This window comes from Dyadobacter sp. HNCC25DJ184 (assembly GCF_056895215.1).
The window spans coordinates 183,608-200,362 of sequence record NZ_JBXHAQ010000008.1 but is presented as its reverse complement, the minus strand read 5'-3'; the positions used below and the strand labels follow the sequence as shown (position 1 = coordinate 200,362).

14 protein-coding genes are annotated in these 16,755 nt (G+C 42.5%); 9 read left to right on the top strand and 5 right to left on the bottom strand.

Features of this window, described 5'->3' with window-relative positions; all coding sequences use genetic code 11:
- Positions 1-39 precede the first annotated feature (39 nt).
- The 3 genes from AC1XUD_RS14215 (at position 40) to radC (ending at position 3,200) form a co-directional block, all read left to right on the top strand.
- A complete protein-coding gene (locus tag AC1XUD_RS14215; RefSeq protein WP_483361681.1) occupies positions 40-786 on the top strand; it encodes a zinc ribbon domain-containing protein in 747 nt (248 codons plus the stop codon).
- A 79-nt stretch (positions 787-865) separates the two neighbouring features.
- Complete coding sequence (locus tag AC1XUD_RS14210; RefSeq protein WP_483361680.1) at positions 866-2,416, top strand: tetratricopeptide repeat protein; 1,551 nt, start codon at positions 866-868, stop codon at positions 2,414-2,416.
- Positions 2,417-2,498: 82 nt separating this feature from the next.
- Positions 2,499-3,200 (top strand): RadC family protein, encoded by a 702-nt coding sequence (gene radC / locus AC1XUD_RS14205; RefSeq protein ID WP_483361679.1) that lies wholly within the window; start codon positions 2,499-2,501, stop codon positions 3,198-3,200.
- Positions 3,201-3,274: 74 nt separating this feature from the next.
- On the opposite strand, the gene AC1XUD_RS14200 is transcribed toward radC, so the two are convergent.
- From AC1XUD_RS14200 to AC1XUD_RS14185, 4 genes are all read right to left on the bottom strand, one after another.
- Complete coding sequence (locus AC1XUD_RS14200; protein WP_483361678.1) at positions 3,275-4,090, bottom strand: DUF3298 and DUF4163 domain-containing protein; 816 nt, start codon at positions 4,088-4,090, stop codon at positions 3,275-3,277.
- A 33-nt stretch (positions 4,091-4,123) separates the two neighbouring features.
- Positions 4,124-4,858 carry a LytR/AlgR family response regulator transcription factor gene (locus AC1XUD_RS14195; protein ID WP_483361677.1) on the bottom strand — a complete coding sequence of 245 codons (735 nt, stop codon included), beginning with the start codon at positions 4,856-4,858 and terminating at the stop codon, positions 4,124-4,126.
- A 191-nt stretch (positions 4,859-5,049) separates the two neighbouring features.
- Entirely contained in the window at positions 5,050-6,120 is a 1,071-nt protein-coding gene (locus tag AC1XUD_RS14190; RefSeq protein ID WP_483361676.1) for a sensor histidine kinase, read from the bottom strand.
- A 111-nt stretch (positions 6,121-6,231) separates the two neighbouring features.
- Positions 6,232-6,876, bottom strand: a complete 645-nt coding sequence (locus AC1XUD_RS14185; RefSeq protein WP_483361675.1) for a histidine phosphatase family protein — start codon at positions 6,874-6,876, stop codon at positions 6,232-6,234.
- Positions 6,877-6,960: 84 nt separating this feature from the next.
- Between AC1XUD_RS14185 and AC1XUD_RS14180 the strand changes: the two genes are divergently transcribed.
- The 6 genes from AC1XUD_RS14180 (at position 6,961) to AC1XUD_RS14155 (ending at position 15,365) form a co-directional block, all read left to right on the top strand.
- The gene (locus AC1XUD_RS14180) at positions 6,961-7,386 is read left to right on the top strand and encodes a hotdog fold thioesterase (protein WP_483361674.1); all 426 of its coding nucleotides are present in this window, start codon (positions 6,961-6,963) and stop codon (positions 7,384-7,386) included.
- A gap of 49 nt (positions 7,387-7,435) precedes the next feature.
- Positions 7,436-8,683 (top strand): chorismate-binding protein, encoded by a 1,248-nt coding sequence (locus AC1XUD_RS14175; RefSeq protein WP_483361673.1) that lies wholly within the window; start codon positions 7,436-7,438, stop codon positions 8,681-8,683.
- A gap of 113 nt (positions 8,684-8,796) precedes the next feature.
- Positions 8,797-9,891, top strand: a complete 1,095-nt coding sequence (locus AC1XUD_RS14170; RefSeq protein ID WP_483361672.1) for an efflux RND transporter periplasmic adaptor subunit — start codon at positions 8,797-8,799, stop codon at positions 9,889-9,891.
- Between the two features lie 40 nt (positions 9,892-9,931).
- Positions 9,932-13,021 (top strand): efflux RND transporter permease subunit, encoded by a 3,090-nt coding sequence (locus AC1XUD_RS14165; RefSeq protein ID WP_483361671.1) that lies wholly within the window; start codon positions 9,932-9,934, stop codon positions 13,019-13,021.
- A 40-nt stretch (positions 13,022-13,061) separates the two neighbouring features.
- A complete protein-coding gene (locus AC1XUD_RS14160; protein WP_483361670.1) occupies positions 13,062-14,390 on the top strand; it encodes a TolC family protein in 1,329 nt (442 codons plus the stop codon).
- A gap of 135 nt (positions 14,391-14,525) precedes the next feature.
- Positions 14,526-15,365 (top strand): CvfB family protein, encoded by an 840-nt coding sequence (locus AC1XUD_RS14155; RefSeq protein WP_483361669.1) that lies wholly within the window; start codon positions 14,526-14,528, stop codon positions 15,363-15,365.
- A 92-nt stretch (positions 15,366-15,457) separates the two neighbouring features.
- Here AC1XUD_RS14155 and AC1XUD_RS14150 read toward each other — a convergent pair whose 3' ends face one another.
- On the bottom strand, positions 15,458-16,732 hold the full coding sequence (locus tag AC1XUD_RS14150) for an amidohydrolase family protein (protein ID WP_483361784.1): 1,275 nt from the start codon (positions 16,730-16,732) through the stop codon (positions 15,458-15,460).
- Between the last annotated feature and the right edge of the window lie 23 nt (positions 16,733-16,755).

Here is a 16,755-nt window from a genome sequence, read left to right as displayed (position 1 = left end):
TCATCAATCGCATTGAAACAAAGTCCATAAAAGACATACATGGAAAACACAATAGCTCAAAAATTAGACGCTCTCCTGAAACTGCAGGAAATTGATTCAAGCCTAGACGAAATTCGTAAGACCCGGGGTGATCTTCCAGAAGAAGTTAGAGATTTGGAAGATGAGATAGCCGGAATTGAAACTCGGTTGAGCAAATTTAAAAGTGAGATCAGCAATCTTAATTCTGAGGTGGACAACTTCAAAAGCTCTCAAAAAGATGGCGAGAAACTGATCAAAAAATACAAAGATCAGCAGATGAATGTTCGTAACAACCGTGAATACGACGCGATTACGAAAGAAATCGAATTGCAAGAACTGGATATGCAATTGGCTGATAAGAAAATCAACGAAGCACGTGCGCGCATCAGATTGATCGAAGAAGATGCAAATCGTGCTGAGGCAGTGTTGAATGATCGTAATGAAGATCTAAAAGCAAAAAAAGGTGAATTGTTGGTTATCACCAGCGAAAGCGAAGCGGATGAACAAAGTTTGCTGGCGGAAAGAGAAAAGCATATCAAGAAAATTGAAGAGCGTCTTTTGAAGTCATATCAAAAAATCCGTGACAATTCCATGAACGGACTGGCGGTTGTGAATGTATCCCGTGGAGCTTGTGGTGGATGCTTTAGCATCGTTCCTCCTCAGCGGCAGGCAGATATCCGTGAAAGAAAGAAACTAATTGTTTGCGAACACTGCGGAAGAATCTTCGCCGATGTTGAAAGCGTGGAACCAGTTCACCAACGCAGATAGTTGAATCGATATTGATAAAGTACAAAAAAGGTTGTCTATCCAGGCAACCTTTTTTATTAGACATTCTACCCATATGTACATGTTTAAACAAAACATGCACTTTCAAAAAAACTGTATAAAAGGAGTTGCGAGCGCCGCGTATTCGTTCCTTTTACTAACATTCCTTTTGGCCTCTCATATTTTGAAGGCAGACGATACTTCTAACGGAGTTGACTTCTCGCCTACCCTGCAACGGGCATATTTCGAAATTCAAAAACTGCGTATTGAGCCAGCCAGACAACTAATTGACGAGGCAAGAGTTAAAAATAAAAACAATGCAGTCATCGCATATATGGATAACTATGCCGATCTGCATTATCTGATGATATCGGAGGATAAGCAGGCGTTTCAAATTTTAATTAAAAAGGAAGACGAAAGGCTGGACCTGATTTCAGATTTACCAGATTCATCACCATATAAAAGATTTTTGTTAGCAGAGATCAGGGTACACTGGGCTTTCGCAAAAATCAAATTCGGGAGCCAGGTCGGTGGTGCCTGGGAAGTGATTAAAGCCTATCGACTTCTCGAGGAGAACAAAAAGAAGTTTCCCAATTTCTACCCAACATATAAAACCCTGGGCCTGCTCCACATCATGATAGGTTCGGTTCCCGATCAGTATCAATGGGTTAGTAAAATACTGGGATTAAAAGGAAGCGTTTCTCTTGGACTTTCGGAAATCAATACAGTCATTCAAAAGGAGCCGGTCTTTCGCCAGGAAGCCGAGCTGATCAACATCCTCATTCATGCCTACACATTAAAGATAACGCCTCCTTTACTGAATCGCTTGATAGAAATAACAAAGGACCAACCCGACAATCTGCTATTTCATTTTTTTGCTGTTACGACGTTGATGAAGGAAGGCAAAAGTGAAGAGGCTCTGACTTATCTGAACGACGCTCCGCGAGGTCCTGCTTATATCCCTTTTCCTTTTTTGGAATACCTCAGAGGAGAAATATTGCTGCAAAAGGGGCAATATGAGTTGGCGGAAAAGTCATATAAGCTGTTCCTTAATCAGTACAAGGGTTTCAATTATATCAAAGACGCCAATTTGAAACTCTTCATGTGTAATTGGCTTGATAACCAGGATGCCCAAGCGGCAACTTTTATTTCTCAGATAGGGAAGAAAGGAGCAACTGTATTAGAGGCCGATCAATTTGCGCAGCGTATGGCAGACGATTACAAAAAAGGAAAGATAACTTCCTCTCAAAAAGTTTTGTTCAAGGCAAGATATACTACGGATGGCGGATATTTAGACCAAGCTTGGGAATATATTTCAAAATATAGCGAGCCCGATTTTCAAAGTATTTCAGAAAAAACGGAATTGAATTATCGAAAAGGGAGGATTCTCCAGAAAAAAGGCAGAACGGTTCAGGCAATTCCATTTTACAATCGTACCCTGGCTTTGGCTGATGGCACTTCTGCTGGCTTTGCAGCCTCGGCCGCTTTGCAATGCGGGTATATATATATGGACCAAAATAATAAAGACAAAGCCGCCTACTATTTCAACAAAGCCATTTCTTTCAAAAATCACGAGTACAAAAACAGCGTTGACAATAAGGCGCAGGCCGCGTTAACCGAATTAGGGAGATAGTCGTTCTGAAATCAGGAAGCATTCTGAATCATTACTTTATCCATATACGTCCGTCAGAAAGCTTAATCATAATCCAGCAGCAGTGGACGGAAATTACAACAATACCAGAAAGATCCTGAGTTGGGCGGAGGAGGACCGTCCGCGAGAAAAACTGCTTCAACGAGGTCGCTCTGCACTGACTGATGCTGAATTGCTAGCCATATTAATAGGTAGCGGTACTGCGGAAATGACAGCCGTGGATGTAGGAAAGGCAGTGATGCAATCCGTGAATAATAATATAAACAACCTAGCCAAACTTTCGGTTAAAGACCTCATGGTCAATCGTGGTATTGGCGAAGCAAGAGCGATCACGATTATTGCCGCACTTGAACTTGGACGCCGCAGAAAGGATCATGCGGAAGAGAAAAAACGGAAATTGACAGAGGCGCGGTATGTATATGATGAAATGAAACCATATCTGCTCGACAAGGCACACGAAGAATTTTGGATTATTCTGCTGAATCGCGCCAATGAAGCGATCAAAATAGCCCAGATCAGTGCCGGTGGAATCAGCGGAACTGTCGTGGATACGAGGATGATTTTCAAAATGGCTGTTGAAAATCTGGCAAGCTCAATCATATTGGTTCACAATCACCCATCCGGTCAGTTAAAGCCTAGTGGAGCAGATATTAAGCTAACCGAACAGCTTGTTGCAAGCGGACAGATTATGGATATCCCTGTTTTGGATCATATCATCTTCGCTGATCAGGGATATTACAGCTTCACAGAAAGCGGTGAGCTTTAAACTGAAAATATTCCAACCATATACCTCTTAACTTCCGCTACGCACGACCATTTTCTGACTACACATACTCACCGTCAGAATATCTGTTCCTTGTTCACAATCCCTTCCAGCTGATCGTAGGGAATCACAAATTCGATCACTCCACGAACGTATGCCGCAATTTCATAGGCGTTGTAATAAAATACGACCCCTTTGCGATCAAACGTAAAATTGGCTGGCAGGAAGAACTGGTGATCTTGTAAAAAATATCCTGCCTCCTCTAAATCAGCCGTGTCTGAGAGTTTTTCCGTTTTTCGGAATTGCCTTTCAACAATTTTCAGCAAAGCAGACGTATCGGTGACAAATGTATATGGGCTTAACTCCTTTCCGGAAGCAGCGTCAAAAATATGCTCAGATCGGAAAGAATTAGGATGAGCGCCACCCGTAAAAGCATAATGATCAATTTGATACATTAATAACTTCGGAGTTACCATAACCGTATCGCCCGCAATATCGATCTCCCAACAGCCCGGAGCGTCCGGGAAATCAGCCTTAAAATTTCTGTAATTGGTCGCAAAAACCTCGTAAGCGACACTTGCCTTTTTCCGTACGTTGGGAACTGAATCCAGGCTAGCGGAATCCGCATGAGAATTGATTCGATCGATGACTTTGCTTCTGATAACTTCGTTGATTGAACGTGCTACGGAAGAACTATCGACAGATTCCCATATTTTGATACCGATGCGCGCGCCGGAAGTGGTAATTGTATCACAATTTCCAAACGATTCGCTTATAATCTTGCCATCGCTCAGGCCTTGAACCTTTTTATTAGTGTGTTCGCTTTGCTGCTCCTCCTGTTTCCCGCACGCGGCCAGAAACAACACAAAAACGATCACCAGCCATTTATTCATAACGTTTTCCAAATCTCACCTTCCATTTATTTCTCACAAACTCATTAACTCTTTAAAACGGATCGCCTGTCTGCGCGATATTTCAATCTTATCACCACCGTGCAGTGTTACCAGCAACCCACCGCTAAACCAAGGTTCGATCTTGTCAATCCACTGGAGATTGATAATATGCTTGCGATTGGCACGAAAGTAAGAATTCTGATCCAGTCTTTCCTCAAGATTATTCAATGATTTGAGTACAAGCGGCTTCTGATCATCAAAATGCAACCTCACATAATTGCCCATCGATTCAAACAACCTGATCTTTCCGAGTTTAACGAACCAGCATTTTTCGCCGTCTTTAACAAAAACCTGGTCATTTTCACCTAGTATCTTCTCAGCACGATCATTTTCTGACACCGGTGCTTCGGCATGCGACTGGTTTTCCTCGATCCTATTAATCGCATCTTTCAACCGGTTTTCATCGATCGGCTTCAGCAGGTAGTCAAGCGCATTGTATTCAAATGCTTTAATAGCATATTCATCATATGCAGTGGTAAATATCACCTCAGGACTTTTGCCTTCAATAGAAGACAGCAATTCAAAACCATTTTTCCCCGGCATTTGAATATCCAGAAACAACAATTCGGGTTGCAAACTGTCAATCAAACCCAATGCTTCGTCCGCGTTGGCCGCCTCGCCCACTATCTCAATTTTTGTGTATGGCTCAAGAAGTCTTTTCAGTTCATTACGTGCAAGACGCTCATCGTCAACAATCAGTGTTCTCATGGCAAAAGGTAAGTAGTGTTTAGCTTTTAGGTTGTAGCTTTTAGTTATATGGAATTAGATTTGATTCGTTATTTCTTAAAGAAATATCAAATAGCGCGTTTCAATTTTAGCGCCATTTCAAGAACAATGGCCTTGTATTATCGAAACTAATAGCTTTCGCAATTTACAAATATGGCTTCGAATTCAAACTTTCAAATTTCACTCCCGTCGTTCCTGGGCGTTCCACCCATAATCCCGTCGGAAAGCATAGGAATTTTCACTTCGGCACATACTATGTTCTTCTCTTCCTGATATACCTTAAAAGATGCTTCTTTACCATATAATATAGAAAGTCTTTCTGCAGTATTTTTTAGTCCAACCCCACCCGAATCTGTTGTAAGAAGGTTTCCCGAATTTCTGATTTTAACTAATAAATCCTGTTCAACAATATCCGATGTGACTTCGATAAATCCTCCAGCAACTTCTTTACTCACACCATGTTTTATTCCATTTTCGACTAAAGTCTGCAGCATCATCGGAGGGACTTGCCAATATATTGATTGCGGCGCGGTTGTGATTGTGTACTTAAGACGGTCTTCATATCTCACCTTTTCCAATTCGAGATAGTCAACCACCGTTTTCAATTCCTCTTGCAGATCAACCGTTTTTCGTCTATCTGCCAAAAGAGAGTTTCGTAAAATATTGGATAACTGCGTAATACCTACCTGAGCCTTGGCCGGATCTTCGTATACCAGCGCTCTGATGCTATTCAATGCATTAAAAGTAAAATGCGGGTTGAGTTGGGACCTTAGTACTTTCGCCTCAGTCTCGCGCATCGACATTTTGAGCATGATCTTCTCATATCCCGCAATTCTCGTTTGTTCAACATAATGATATACTGTGTAAGACAATACCCATGACATCATGATCTTGCACCAATTGGAATAATAACCCCAAAATACAAGTGGCTGATTCTTAATGTTATTGGCCAAAATTTCAGCATCCAAAGGCTCGTTGATCATAGACATTATAAAGCCCAAAACCAACACTGAAATAATCACCCTCAAAGCCAGGCGCGGCAATGGCAGCGAAGACCAATTCCATTTCCTGACCGTAAGACGATAGACATGCGTAAGCGTTATTGCCAGGAAAATATTTGTAAGTGCTACATAAAAAGCATCTACCTCAAACCCGTATTCGAGGGTATATGGCAGATATTCAAACATAATGAGCAATGTCCACCCAAGAATTTGAAGGGTCCAGTAAACTTTCCTTTTGGACATATGGCTCATTCCGCTGATGTATTCCCTTTTGACTAATTGACAAAAGTAACCCTGCACCCCATTTTCCGTAGTGCAACTACATCAAAGGGGTTCACCATGTATAAGCGGTGTTTATAAAGTTTGGGGAATTTCCAGTGAAAGAAGATGTGTAATATCGTTAGACACTTCAAGTTCAAACAAGCCAGTATCGTAACAGTAATTGATTTTATACAAACATAAATTACTATGTTCATAATCATCCATACGAACCAGCGGCTGATTAAATAAAGTTGTCAGGAAAACACGCATGGCGCGACCGTGCATGGCCACCAAAATATTACGTTCACTTGGGCGGCTCAATATAGTTTCAATTACCGGTATTTGCCTGAGACGAACATCGACCGGGCTTTCTCCCCCCTCTGCTGCCATATCAACCTGTCCATTTCTCCAGGCAGTGGTCAGCTCTCTGTAATAGGTACTGTCACCAGTGTTCGGCTCCTTGCCTTCTCTGCTTCCCCACGAGATCTCGTTTAAGCCCGCGTAACTCTCGTTTGGAATTCCGAGCCTCACAAAGTCCTTCACTGACTGATGGGTCCGTTGCAAATTGGATGTATAAATCTTATCAAAAGGAACATGCTGATATGCATTAAAAAATGCTTCGGCCTGTGCTTTACCCCACTCATTTAAAGGAGCATCTACGCCACTTCCCTGCACCACACCCCTTCTATTTAGATCAGTTTCTCCGTGACGGATCAGGTAGATAGATTTTCTTTTCAATTTTTTGTATTATTTAAATATTTTTTTTGCGAATACCTTGTTTTTGATTAATATAGCCGTTACAAATTTATACATTTTTTAGATATGTTCACAAATTTCATTTCGCCGGAAGAACTTGAAAAATTCGGAAAAAATACTTTGGCGGAAACTATTGGCATAGAGTTTGTTGAGGTTGGATTAGATTATATTATTGCAAAAATGCCGGTTGATCACCGCACGCATCAGCCCTTTGGAATTTTACATGGCGGAGCTTCTGTTGCCCTTGCTGAAACTCTTGGGAGCATTGCATCGTATATGATAATAAAAGAGACGCCGGGTAAAAATCCGGTCGGGCTAGAGATCAATGCTAACCACTTAAGACCGGTTAAATCTGGCTTTGTATATGGTCGAGTGTCACCGATTCATGTGGGTAGGAGTACTCATATTTGGGAAATAAAAATTACTAACGAAGAAAACAAGCTTGTATGCATAAGCAGGCTGACGGTTGCTATTGTAGATGCAAATCGTTAGAAGTAATTTGCAGAGAGTTTGGGGATAGCGCAATTGATTACAGGCTAAAATGATTTCAGTTCAGAAGGAAGTTACAGTATCTATATCAGAATTAATCGAAATTGACGCCCTGTGGCAGGCGGCAATCGGCCTTGGCTTTCCCGCGGCCATCTGGAAATTGCCTCTTGGCAAAGAGATAAAGCTGCTTATTTCTACCAATAAGAGCATCAAACATTGTCAGCCAGAGTTCGAAAAAATGTCGCCCGGGTTTGTTATTAGTCGTTTCATTTGGGAGGAGAGGCAGAATGTTCAGTTTGTGGAAGGCGATATTATTGTCACCTATGCTGAGTCCGGGAAATTAGCGCATATAGAAAATCGTCTGGGAGAAGACCACCCGACTTTTAAACAACTAATTTCTTTGGCCCTCAGCCAAACGGTCGCCAAAAACGAAACTACCACGCCGCGCACATTTTTCAATCCGGTTTTTCTTGAAAATCAAACAACAGCTGATCGTTTCAAACGTGCGGTTGAAATTGCGGTCCTGGCGATCAGGCAAAACCAGTTTAATAAAGTCGTACTTTCAAGAACCAAGGAATTAGAAGTATCTAAAGCATTTGAACCTATCAAAGGTTTTCGCAAGTTGGCTGGTGAATACCCCCATGCCTTCGTGTCAATGGTTAATTTACCCGAGGAGAAACAGATATGGATGGGGGCTTCTCCTGAATTGCTGGTTCAGCAAAAAGCAAATGGCATTTTTAAAACCATGTCTCTGGCCGGAACTCAGACTTCCAAAGATAAAGAAGGACTTGTATTACCGAAGAATGATATCAAATGGGGTGGCAAAGAGATAGAAGAACAGGCGTTGGTGAGCCGCTATATTGTGGAATGCTTCAAGAAAATACGATTACGTGAATACACAGAAACAGGGCCGAAGACGGTTCTCGCTGGAAACCTTTATCACTTGCAAACCAATTTTGAGGTTGACACAAACGAGCATAACTTTCCGGAGCTACCATCTGTGATGATTAAACTCCTCCACCCGACTTCTGCGATATGCGGTACACCTAAAGAGCCCAGCCTTCAATTTTTAACGCAGATTGAAGGATATGACAGAAGCTATTACAGTGGTTTTCTGGGACCAGTGCAGGTTGATGGAGAAACGAATATATATGTAAATCTCAGAACAGTTCGCATTCAGGACAATCGCGCCACGTTTTTTGCCGGCGCGGGCATCACCGAAGATTCTGACCCGGAAAGTGAATGGAATGAGACCGAAATGAAATGTGACACGGTGCTTCAGGTCATTTCTCAATATTAAAATATAGCGACGCTTTTAAACCCAAAGGGTAGAATGAAGTCAAATCAGTTTTATTAGATATCCCCTTTAATAAATTTATCCTAAACCTATCAAGTGTATTTTTTCCCACCCCTATGAATTGGCCACTTTCAGATCATTTACCCGTGGTTTTACCACGAATTAAGAATCCACTCCCTATCCTACTTACTTCGGCATGCTTGCTTATAATTGGCTGCAAGGAAAAGAAAGACAATTTTCAAAAAAAAGGAGGCAGTGGCCCGGCAATCGTGGACGTCATTATCGCGCAAACTGCAAAAGTGAGCAGCCGTGTTGAAGTTAACGGAACGGTTGTCGCCAATGAGTATGCTGAATTGAAGCCTGAGGTAAGCGGCCTTCTAACTTATTTGAATATCCCCGAAGGCAGAACTATTGAAAAAGGAACAATAATCGCAAAGATTAACAATGCCGATCTGATCGCTCAGCAAAACAAACAAAAAGTTCAGCTTAATCTGGCAGAAGTAACTCAGGAACGTCTGAAAAAGCTGATAGATCTTAACGGTGTGAATCAGGCAGATTATGATGCGGCCATTAATACAACCAATACGCTGAAAGCTGACATTGCGTACTATCAAGCCTTGATTGATAAAACGATTTTGAAGGCTCCATTCACCGGAGTAATTGGTTTGCGCAAGGTCAGTGAAGGATCGTACGTGACTCCCGCTACTACCTTGGCCACTATCCAGCAATTGAACCAGCTTCGCGTCGATTTTACCGTGCCGGAGGTTTATCAGAAATACATTTCCAAAGGCGGTACGGTGGGCATCAGTCTGAACGACCAGTCGACGGAAACAGCCAGAATTATTGCTCTGGAACCGCAGGTAAACCAGAGCACGAGAAATATCACGGTGCGAGCTGTGTTGAGCAACAGCAATAACGCAAGCCCCGGTGCATTTGCAAAAGTATATTTAACATCGAATACGGATAAAAGCGCGATCCTTGTTCCTGCCAACTGCATCATTCCAGAGGCTAAAAGCAAAAAAATTGTAACTGTAAAAAATGGTTTAGCTCAATATGTTGTCGTGGAAACGGGCGACCGTCAAGCAGATTTCGTAGAAATAACGAGCGGTGTCGCGCCAGGTGACACTGTGGTAGTTTCAGGTGTATTGTTTACCAAACCTGATAGTCCTGTGAAAGTGAGAAGTGTCAGAAATTTGAAATCAAAAGGGTAAGAAAGCGCTCGCTTCAAACCCTTAATACATTCCTAAGCCAATGAATATCTCAGAATTATCACTTAACAGGCCGGTTTTGGCCATTGTTATGAACTTGCTCATTATCCTGTTCGGGGTAGTGGGTTATAGTTTTCTCTCCCTCCGGGACTACCCCGCCATCGATCCGCCGATTGTCAACGTGCGTACCAGCTACGTCGGTGCCAATGCGGATATCATCGAAAGCCAGATTACCGAACCTCTTGAAAAAAGTATCAACGGTATTCCGGGTGTAAAAAGTATCAGTTCGTCCAGCCAGATTGGTTCCAGCAATATCACAGTTGAGTTCAACCTTGAAGCTGATCTTGAAGCCGCTGCCAACGATGTGCGTGACAAAGTGAGTCAGGCTCAACGAAATTTGCCACAGGATATCGATGCGCCTCCCGTCGTGAGCAAAGCTGATGCCAACAGCGACTTTATTTTAATGCTTGCGGTTCAAAGTCCGACGAAAGGACTTTTGGAATTGAGTGAATATGCAGAAAACGTCTTGCAGCAAAGCCTGCAAACGATCAACGGGGTGAGCTCCATCAATATCTTCGGACAGAAACGATATGCGATGCGTATCTGGGTCGATGCCGATAAGATGAATGCATATAATGTCTCTTTTAATGATATCAGTAACACATTGTCTGCTGAAAACGTCGAGCTTCCTGCTGGTAAGATCTATGGAAACAACACGGAGTTGACGATCAGAACGATGGGTCGACTTAAGACTGAAAAGGAATTCAGCGACCTGGTTATTAAAAATGACAGCACAGGAATTGTTCGGCTTAGTAATGTTGCGAAGGTAGAATTGGGGCCTGAAAATGAAGAACAAAGCTGGAAATACAATGGTGTATATGCGGTCGGTCTGGCTGTTATACCGCAACCCGGTGCCAACTATGTTCAGATCTCTGAGGAGTTCAATAAGCGACTTGAAGAAATCAAAAAGTCGAACAAGTCGGATATCACCTTTAGTGTTCTCATCGACAATACGCGTTTGGTTAAACAATCCATCGAGGAAGTGGAAGAGACATTGATTATTGCTTTTTCCCTCGTTGTAATTGTAATCCTGTTCTTCTTCCGGAATATACTCGTGGCAGTTCGGCCGCTGATTGATATACCTATCTCATTGATTGCGACCTTCTTCGTGATGTATCTTTGTGGTTTTTCTATCAATATCCTTACCCTTTTAGGCATTGTTCTGGCAACTGGTCTTGTGGTGGATGATGGTATTGTTGTGACGGAGAATATATTTCGAAAGCTTGAGATGGGACTTCCCATTCGAGAGGCCGCTTTGGAAGGAAGTAAGGAAATCTTTTTTGCAGTTATATCGACTTCGCTCACACTGGCTGTGGTGTTTTTGCCGGTGATCTTTCTGGAGGGTTTTGTAGGTAGTCTTTTCCGGGAATTCGGGATCGTCGTCGCATCGGCGGTATTAATATCAGCATTTGTTTCCCTGACCATCACCCCTGTTCTGAACGTTTTATTGAATAGAAAAAATGCGGGTCATGGCTGGTTTTACAACAAAACGGAACCATTTTTTGAAGGAATGGAAAGCGGCTACAATCGTACGTTGCGTGGTTTTATGAAAATCAGATGGGCTGCATGGGTACTGGTTGTGATATGCGGTGGCGTCATATGGTTTACTTACAGTCATCTGCAAAGTGAACTGGCCCCAATGGAAGATCGCAATAGTATACGTTTTAGTATGACTGCGCCGGAAGGAACCAGTTTTGAGCAAATGCAACAAATTACGGATAACGTCACAAAGTATCTGGATGATTCTATTCCTGAAAAATCGTTTACGTTCTCATCTACTCCTGGCTTCGGGGGTTCAGGAGTAAACAGTTCCTTTGGCCGGATTGGGCTTGTGCCTTCGCAAGACAGAATCAGGAGCCAAAACGATATTGCCCAGGCTATTAGCAGGAGGCTTCCTGAGTTTAATAATGCCCGTATCTTCGCAACACAAGAGCAAACGATCGCTGTGGGTATAGGTTCCCGCGGAGCACTTCCTGTTCAGTTTATCTTACAAAATCTTGATTTTAATAAGTTGAGTGAAGTACTTCCGAAATTTCTGGATGAAGCTCGTAAAGATCCCACTTTTCAGAATGTGGACGTCAACCTAAAATTCAACAAACCGGAAGTGCAGCTCACAATTGATCGGGTCAAAGCGAAAGATCTGGGCTTGAACACTTCTGATATTGCGGCTACGATACAGGCTGCTTTTAGTGGAAGAAGACTTGCATATTTTATCATGAATGGCCAGCAATATCAGGTAATTGGACAGGTGGAAAAGGCTGAAAGAGATAAACCAACTGATATTACGAAGTTGTACGTCAGAAATTCGCGAGGTGAAAACATACCGCTTTCGGCTGTTGTAAATATGGAAGAAGAAAGCGGTCCGCCAACGATATATCACTACAACAGATATAAAAGTGCAACAGTATCAGCATCGTTAGCAGAAGGAAAAACAGTTGGCGACGGTGTAGCAGCCATGAGAGCCATCGGCAATCGCTTGCTCGATGAGAGTTTCCAAACTTCGCTTACGGGTCCCTCACGTGACTTTGAGGAAAGTTCATCCAATACCAGTTTTGCATTTGGACTTGCCTTGCTTCTAGTATATCTGGTTTTGGCAGGTCAGTTTGAAAGTTTTACGGATCCTTTCATTATCATGATCACCGTGCCATTGGCGCTGGCCGGTGCGTTGCTTAGCTTATATATGTTTGATATGACGATCAATATCTTCTCTCAGATCGGTATGATTATGCTTATCGGGCTGGTTACCAAGAATGGTATCCTGATTGTAGAGTTCGCCAATCAGAAGCGAGAACTTGGAATGGGACGACGTGAGGCTGCGATAGAATCGGCAACTCAACGATTGAGGCCCATCTTAATGACCAGTCTGGCGACAGCATTTGGTGCATTGCCGATTGCATTGAGTTTAGGGGCGGCTGCTACCAGCCGTGTTCCGCTCGGTGTGGTTATTGTCGGCGGACTAATGTTCTCGCTGCTACTCACTTTATTGGTTATTCCTGCCATTTACACTTTTATATCTCCAAAAACACATAAGATATTCAAGGAAGAAGAATTGACAGAAGAACTAGTAGCCTAACTATTTTAAACATTCCTGCATACTCAATTTTTGGTCATTCATGAACCCTTTCCATTCCAAGAAGCTTAATTTGAAGATTTGTCTCCTGGCAATACTACCATTTTCCGGCTTTGCTCAAAACGCACAGGATACGTTACGTTTAACATTAGACGATGCGATATCCATAGCACTTAAAAATAGTCTTGAAATTCAGATCGCTAAAAACAATGTAGAGGCCAACACGATATTAAATAATTATGGTGTCGCAGGCGGGCTTCCTGTTGTATCTGGAAATCTTACCAATACAGAACAAATTACCAATGTTAAGCAGAAGCTGAATACGGGCGTTGAAATTAACCGAAATGGCGCCGCCGGTAACAACACCCAAGCCAGTTTGAATGCAGGTATATTACTGTACAATGGACGGCGGGTTGTCGCAACAAAAAAACGACTTGGCGAGCTCGAATCTCAAAGCAAGGAGTTCCTTAACTCTCAGATTCAGAACACTATGGCTCTGGTAATGACAAGCTACTATGATGTTGTGCGTCAACAAAGTTATCTGAATACGGTTCGAACTTCCATCCGAGCTTCTGAAAAACGCCTCGAGATACTGGAGGTTCGTAAGATTGCCGGCATGGCCAATAATGCGGATATCTTTCAGGCACAGATTGACCTCAATACGCTCAATCAGACCCTCTTGGATCAGCAAATGATTGCCAATGTTGCTAAAACTGAATTATTGAAAATTCTTACACTAGATCCATCGTCAAAAGTAGCTATCCAGGATACGATTGTAATTGACAAACGGGTACCATTGGAATCCATTTTGGATAAGGTAGCCCAGAATGCAGACGTGAAAGCAGCAGAGGGGCAGATTCGTATCAATGAACTCATTGCGAAAGAAACCAACGCATTGCGATATCCCACTATCCGATTAAATCTTGCATATAACTACTCCCGAAACCAAAGTGGTGCTGGTTTAACACTTTTAAACCAGGTGGTTGGACCGAATGCCGGTGTCAGTTTAGCCGTTCCAATCTATAACGGAACAGTTTTCAAGAGGCAGAAACAGGTGGCTGACATTAATACATCTAACGCCAGAATTCAGAGGGACATACTCCTGAGAGATTACAATGCGAGTATTGTACAGCGGTATCAGACTTATCTGAGCTCGATAGATCAGCTGGCAATTCAGATGGAAAATCACAAATTGAGCCAACAACTTCTGGATCTGACTTTGCAAAGATTTGAGCTTATTCAGGCAACAATTATTGATGTACGCGAAGCGCAACGCAGTTTTCAGGACTCCGGATATAGACTTACCAACCTGAATTATGCTGCAAAATCCGCAGAAATAGAGTTGAGAAGACTAACCAATACATTGGAATAATCCTGTTGTATTTTTTTAGGCCCGAGGTATTGGGGCTAGAATCTTGTACCAACACTTCTTTAATGAGTTCGCACAGGTGAATGATTCTATCGACGAATCTGGTATCTTTGCGAACTCATTAAATTTATAGCGGGAATGCTCTTTATCGGAAAATACAATTATCTCACTGTTCAGCGTGTCACAAGTGTCGGCCTCTTTTTAGCGGATCCAGAAGGCGAAGAAGTTTTGCTTCCAAATCAATATCTGACGGACGATATGAAACTTGACGATACGCTGAAGGTATTTGTATATAACGATTCAGAGGATCGGCCCGTTGCCACAACGGAAACTCCGAAGATCATCCGTAATGAATTCGCATATCTTGAGGTTAAAGACGTTTCCGAACATGGTGCATTTCTGGATTGGGGATTACTGAAAGACCTTTTCGTTCCTTTCAGAGAGCAAAGCACTCCCATGCAGATCGGAGAATGGTACGTTGTGTTTCTTTATCTGGATCAGAAATCTTCACGACTCATCGCCTCAACCAAAATCGATCGATTCCTGGATAATGAAAGGCTCACAGTCGCAGAAGGTGATGAAGTGGAGGGATTGGTATATATGAAAACGGATCTCGGTTTTAATATAATTGTCAACCAATATCACAAGGGGCTGATTTACGCCAACGAAGTTTTCAAAGACATTCAAATCGGAGATACGATAAAGTGTTTTGTGAAAAAAATTCGCGAAGAAAACAAGCTAGACCTAAGTTTGCAAAAACAGGGTTACGTGGCAGTTGAACCAGAAACCCAAAAGATACTGGATTTACTAAAAAAGGGTGATGGTTATATGAAACTTTCTGACAACAGCGACCCTGAGGAGATCAAAAAACATCTTCAAATGAGCAAAAAGGTGTTTAAAAAAGCAATCGGCGGGTTGTATAGACAAGGCATGATCAAAATCGCGACGGATGGGATTTATTTGATTCCGAGCGAGTAGCAGATACATTGTTTATAAAAAACGGTTTGAGAAAACGCCAGACTGGCATTTTTTCAAACCGTTTTTTTATTGCTATAAATCAACAGCAAAGTCTATTTCGTTCCGTATTTCTCCTTATACTTTTCATACAAACGCTTCTGCTTATCATCCAGATTGACTTTGCCTCCTTTGATATAGGCAGCTAAGATCACGTTGGTATTCATGTTCAAAATATCACCTTCCGATATTACAAAAGATGCATGCTTTCCTTTTTCAAGTGTACCGACATACTTGTCTGATCCGATAATTTCGGCTGGATTTTTGGTCACAAATTGTAGTGCTAATTCTGGTTCAATGCCGCTAAAACCTGAAGCGGTGCCAGCCAAGAATCCTAAATTTCTGGTTCTCCACCATTCGTCGGCATAAGTCAAGGCAACTTTCACTCCTGCCTTATGCAAAATTCCGGGTAGCTCATAAGGAAGATATACATTCTCATCGGTACGGTCGGGTAGTCGGTGGGTCGGGTTTAATATGACCGGAACCTTGTTTTCTGCTAAAAAAGCAGCTACTTTAAACGATTCATTACCGCCGACAATCACCACCTTCGCTATGCCGAATTCTTTTGCAAGTCCAATAGATTCGATGATATCCTTGGCATAGTCCGCACGAACATAAAGATTTTGCTTTCCGGTGAACAGCCCTTTCATAGCTTCCAGTCTCAGATTAACTGGATTTGGAGCAGATATTTCCGCATATGCTTTTGCATCCGAAAATGTTGATTTGAATAGATCAATTACTTCCTGTCTTTTGTCATTCCGTTTGACAGAAGTCGTAAAGTCGTCAAAATTGAATTTTGTTGTCAGAAATGGAGGCCAATTAAGCCATATGCCATCGTCCTTCGTTAAAACAGCGTCTTCCCAATTCCATCCATCCGAATAAAACACTGATGACGACCCAGATATTGCCCCACCTTGAGGTACCGCCTGCGAAGCCAGAATTCCATTTCCACGAAGTGTTGGAATTACTTCCGAGTCGGTATTGTAGGCAACCAGAGCACGCACGTGAGGGTTGACCTCCCCTACTTCCTCATAGTCCAAGGTCGCTCTCACAGTGGCGATTTCCTGTAAACCAACCGTTGTATTCAGTGATATCATTCCGGGGAAAATATGCTTTCCCTTTGCATCGATCAACTCTGCGCCTGATTGGGGAGAGGCACCATCGCCAACATAAGTGATGATGCCGTTGTCAAACGATATAGTTCCGTTTTTAAATACCTGCCCATTTCCGACATGAATTGTTGCACCAGTAACGGATATCGCCCTGGACTGTTTTTTGGCCGGAGCCGGATTTTGCGCAAATATTGTCGTTGCTGAGAACACGGCCGTCATGAACAGGCCAATTGTACGCGCTG

Excerpts from the sequence above, each read along its gene's own strand:
- AC1XUD_RS14150 (WP_483361784.1), bottom strand. The coding sequence starts at position 16,732 with ATGACGGCCGTGTTCTCAGCAACGACAATATTTGCGCAAAATCCGGCT.
- AC1XUD_RS14190 (WP_483361676.1), bottom strand. The coding sequence starts at position 6,120 with ATGTCCAAAAGGAAAGTTTACTGGACCCTTCAAATTCTTGGGTGGACA.
- AC1XUD_RS14165 (WP_483361671.1), top strand. The coding sequence starts at position 9,932 with ATGAATATCTCAGAATTATCACTTAACAGGCCGGTTTTGGCCATTGTT.
- AC1XUD_RS14155 (WP_483361669.1), top strand. The coding sequence starts at position 14,526 with ATGCTCTTTATCGGAAAATACAATTATCTCACTGTTCAGCGTGTCACA.
- AC1XUD_RS14160 (WP_483361670.1), top strand. The coding sequence starts at position 13,062 with ATGAACCCTTTCCATTCCAAGAAGCTTAATTTGAAGATTTGTCTCCTG.
- AC1XUD_RS14200 (WP_483361678.1), bottom strand. The coding sequence starts at position 4,090 with ATGAATAAATGGCTGGTGATCGTTTTTGTGTTGTTTCTGGCCGCGTGC.
- AC1XUD_RS14195 (WP_483361677.1), bottom strand. The coding sequence starts at position 4,858 with ATGAGAACACTGATTGTTGACGATGAGCGTCTTGCACGTAATGAACTG.
- AC1XUD_RS14210 (WP_483361680.1), top strand. The coding sequence starts at position 866 with ATGTTTAAACAAAACATGCACTTTCAAAAAAACTGTATAAAAGGAGTT.
- AC1XUD_RS14175 (WP_483361673.1), top strand. The coding sequence starts at position 7,436 with ATGATTTCAGTTCAGAAGGAAGTTACAGTATCTATATCAGAATTAATC.
- AC1XUD_RS14170 (WP_483361672.1), top strand. The coding sequence starts at position 8,797 with ATGAATTGGCCACTTTCAGATCATTTACCCGTGGTTTTACCACGAATT.
- AC1XUD_RS14215 (WP_483361681.1), top strand. The coding sequence starts at position 40 with ATGGAAAACACAATAGCTCAAAAATTAGACGCTCTCCTGAAACTGCAG.
- AC1XUD_RS14180 (WP_483361674.1), top strand. The coding sequence starts at position 6,961 with ATGTTCACAAATTTCATTTCGCCGGAAGAACTTGAAAAATTCGGAAAA.